At 69.3% G+C, this 3,775-nt stretch carries 4 protein-coding genes; all 4 read right to left on the minus strand.

Going from position 1 to position 3,775, the window contains the following annotated elements:
• Positions 1-1,112 (minus strand): DEAD/DEAH box helicase family protein (locus ACFWSK_RS37440; protein WP_383796572.1); only part of this gene is annotated, 1,112 nt, incomplete at its 3' end.
• Between the two features lie 419 nt (positions 1,113-1,531).
• Positions 1,532-1,966 carry a hypothetical protein gene (locus tag ACFWSK_RS37445; RefSeq protein WP_383796575.1) on the minus strand — a complete coding sequence of 145 codons (435 nt, stop codon included), beginning with the start codon at positions 1,964-1,966 and terminating at the stop codon, positions 1,532-1,534.
• A gap of 540 nt (positions 1,967-2,506) precedes the next feature.
• The gene (locus ACFWSK_RS37450; protein WP_383796578.1) at positions 2,507-3,016 is read right to left on the minus strand and encodes a hypothetical protein; all 510 of its coding nucleotides are present in this window, start codon (positions 3,014-3,016) and stop codon (positions 2,507-2,509) included.
• 498 nt (positions 3,017-3,514) lie between these two features.
• A partial coding sequence (locus ACFWSK_RS37455; protein ID WP_383796581.1) for a hypothetical protein occupies positions 3,515-3,775 on the minus strand: 261 nt, incomplete at its 5' end.

The following is a 3,775-nucleotide window of genomic DNA, read 5'->3' on the forward strand; positions in this document are numbered from 1 at the left end:
GACCACACCCGGTCCGGCGGGACATGGCGCCCGGCCTCCAGCTCGTAGAAGGCCGCGTCGATCGATGACCGCGGCAGCCGGTCCGCGGCCGCCAGGTCCTCGTCCGAGGCATCGTTCACATACAGCTCGGCTGCCGTCTCGGGTAGCTTGTCCGCGAACGCCCGGGCTTCCTCGACCTTCTGGTGGAACGTCATCACCGTACGGAGGTTGTACGCCGCCGCGTGCTCCAGAAGTGCGGTCTGCAGGAGTGCCAGCCGCCGGCCGCGCCGCGCCTCCTCCGACTCCCCGAGCACCGGCGAGGGGTCACGGATCTCCAGGACGTCGATCTCGAACCCGGCGAGGATCTCCCGCTCGATCGCTTCCGAGAGCCCGAGCTCCGCGAGCCACGCGCCGTACGTCCCGTCCGGGTCGTCGGCCATCGTCGCGATCTCCACCTGCTCCCCGTCCCTGCCCTTCTGCGGGCGGGGAGCGGCCAGGATGCGCGGGGTCGCGGTCAGGTACAGCCGGAAAGACGCCGGGATCCGGGCGTTGTCGTGGATCGCCGCCCACGGCCGCGCCAGCTCACCAGCCGTTCCATGAGCCTCGTCCACGATCGCGAGGTCGAACGGGTCCATCCGCTGCCCGTACAGGCGCTCACCGCCCGCCAGAGCGGCCTCCAGCGGTCCGCGGACCTTCCCCTGGCCCGTGGTTGCGGTGATGTCCTCGCGGTCCACGAGGGAGGCGTACGTGGCGAACACGACCACGGGCCCGTGCCCGGCCCACAGGGCGAGCTGGATCGGGTTCGTGGTGGTCCGCACCCCCAGCGAGCCCAGCACCGCGTCGTTCTCCAGGGAGCACACTGCGGCCATCGCCGCCCGGTGGCCCACCGCCCGCCACGCCTGGGCGGTCTGCGCGAGCAGGTCCAGCGTCGGCACGGTGACGAGGATCCGGCCGTCCGCGAACGACTCCAGTGCGCATGCGGCGGCCGTGATCGTCTTGCCGGAGCCGGTCGCTGACACGATCGTGCCCCGAGTGCCCTGTGGGGGCACCGGTGACCGTACGGGGAAGCCCACCCACTTCCGAAAGGCCGCCTTCTGTGTGACCTGGTGTTCGCGGAGCTTGATGACGGACATGGGCGTCCTCCCTCCCGGTTCGGTACGGGTCAGTCTTGCGGATCCTTCCGCCGGCTCACGCCGCAGACCCCCCGACTTGCTCTCGGCGGTCGGCGCACCGCTGCCGGATGTTTGCGGGAGTGCTCCAGCCCAGGATCCAGCGCGCTGGGGTGCGTGAGGGGCGTGTCAGGCGGGTGTGGGCGTGCGCCGGGGTGTGGTCCGGCCGAGGCGGAAATGGCGGGGTGGGGCGGTGCGCTCGGCTGTGGGGGTGGTCTGTGTGGGCGGGAGAGTGAGTGTGGGAGTGGTGGGCTGTCGGGCGGTGCAGGAGGGAGGTGACCAGACCGGGACTGTTCCGGTCGCTGGAAGTGGGCACCCGCGGTTGCGGGGTGTCCGGAAAGCTGGACACCGCCGTGGCGGCTGCTGCGGCGCAGGGGGCACTGTCAGTGGCGCCAGCGTTCGAGGAGGTACCACTTGGCGTGTCCTGGGAGTTGGTGGCGCCAGAGCCACCAGGGCAGGTTGCGGCGTGGGACGAAGTCCCACAGATCGTCGTCGGCTTCGTTGCCACGTGGCTGGGTGCGCAGCAGGGCGAGGCATTCCGGGTCGACGGTGTGATGCAGCCGTGCGACGTGTGCGAGCGCAACTGTGCCTTGGTGCTGCTGTGTGGGGTCGGTGGCGCGGAGGGCCTGGGCGACGCGGGGGAGGATGGTCTGGGGGTCGGGGTGGTGCAGGGCGAGCCCGATGACGGCGATGCCGACGTGGCGTTCACCGCGTTCGAAGGCCGCGTCGACGGTGGCCGGGTCATGGACGCCGATCAGGCCGGTCCCGTGCTCCCAGTCGAGGGCTGTGGGCTGGGTTTCCGGGCTCTCGTATGCCATGACCGGACGATAGACCGGGCGGCTTGGTTCGGGCCATTGGGTATGAGGGATCCGCAGGGCGGCAGACCTGTTGGCCCCGGTGGAGAGGAAGCGGCCCCGAGGACAGCGCCTTCTGGACCAGGAGCGTCCTCCGGAGCTGGGGAGCTACGACCTTGGGCAGCACCGTGAAAGCTCGTCGACATTTCCCCAGCCAGTGATCACCAATATCCGTCATACGCCATCGGCACATGCTGCCGCTCGGAACGAATAGAGCCGGGGGCTATCTGCGATCTCTCGGTTTTGTGACAGTGGGCTGAGAGACAGTGAGGGCTGGGGGTATCGATGCTGGTCGTGGGCGGTTTCAGGGCAACGGGGCTGCTGTGCTGGAGGTGAGAGATCCACGGGGCATCACTGTCGTGGAGCTTTATCGTGTGAGGGGTGACGCTGTCTCAGTTTCGTGAGTTCTCAGTCAGTGCGTCCGCACCCCCCTCACCGTGGGGGCCGTTGTACTCACCACGCCCCTCACCACGGCGGCCGCCGTGGTGAGCTGAGTGCCAGCTCTTAGTTGTCTTGTGTTACACCGAGGTCGTGGCGCATAGCTGTTCTCATCGTTCGGAGCATCTCCCAGACCTCGTGCTGGGCCTGGGCCGCGGTCTCCATCGTTTCGCCTGGTTCGGGGGCGCCGCGTTCGAGGCGTTTGACCTGGCCGTAGGCCTTGTTCAGGGCTTGGTTGACGACACTCGCGGACCTGAGTACCTCTTCGGGGGCGATCATCTGTGCTTCGGAGTACCGATCGCGGTGCGCGTTCTTCGCTTCCTCGAGTGCGCCGCTGTCGCCCTCTTCCACGCCGCGTTCCCTCATGACGTGCAGGTGGCGGTTGAGTGCGGTGGTGAACTGCCGGGCATCCCGGTTGAGTTCCACATAGCAGGTGCGTCGCAGCGAACGGGCCTCGCGCACCTCCTCATGGTCTCGAACGAGCTCTATCTCCAGGCGCTTCGCTCGCTCGGAACCGCGCTGCGTGAGGAGCGCACCTCCCAGGGTCCCTGCAACGCCTGCGACAGCGATGATCACTGAGCTGAGATCCACCGACGTACCCCGTGAAATTCATCGGCCTCGTGCCCGCTGCACATGGCCCAAGCCGTCAAGTCTGCCGCTCCTGAACGCACCGGGGCCCGGTGGCCTGACCTTCTGGGGTTCCTGGCGGACCTTCCCCAGCTCCTGGCGCAGGCCGAGTCGCGGCCCGGTACCAAGAGCCGCAGGGGAACTCACCACGGCTGGTCAGAGCGTCCGCGCCCCCGAACTCACCAGGCCACTCACCACGGCGGCTGGCTCCTCACCGCGGCTACTCACCACGCCTGGGTGGGACTCACCACGTCACTCACCATGCGGTGGTGAGTGGGCCGGGCCACCGCCTGCGGCGGCCGGGCTCGGTCCCGCGTTCCGCCGGCTTCTCGCACTGGCCGTACCCCGCCTGTCCGTTCGGGCCGCTCGCGGGGGTGCAAAGGGGGTGCGTAGAGGGGTGCAAAGGGGGGTGCGCTCGTTCCGGGCGGTCTCTCTCGTCTTCCCAGTTCAGGCCCTGGTTTCGGTGTGGTGAGTGGTCGGACTTCCTCTTCTGCTGCCCTTGGCCCTGGTGGGTGAGTGGACGGGTGGGGGGCGGTGGCGGTCATCGGAACCGGCGGGGGCGCTGCGCTGGCCGTTGGGGGCCGCGTCGGCCGGTGGCCGCCGCGCCCGGTGGGAGGCGCGGGGCGCGGCGTTCAGCAGTCCTCCGGGCACCGTTCCGCGCCTCTCCTGCCCGTTGAACCCCTGGGTGGTCTGGCGGGCGCTGTAGGA

Source organism: Streptomyces sp. NPDC058620, assembly GCF_042717135.1.
GTDB lineage: Bacteria > Actinomycetota > Actinomycetes > Streptomycetales > Streptomycetaceae > Streptomyces.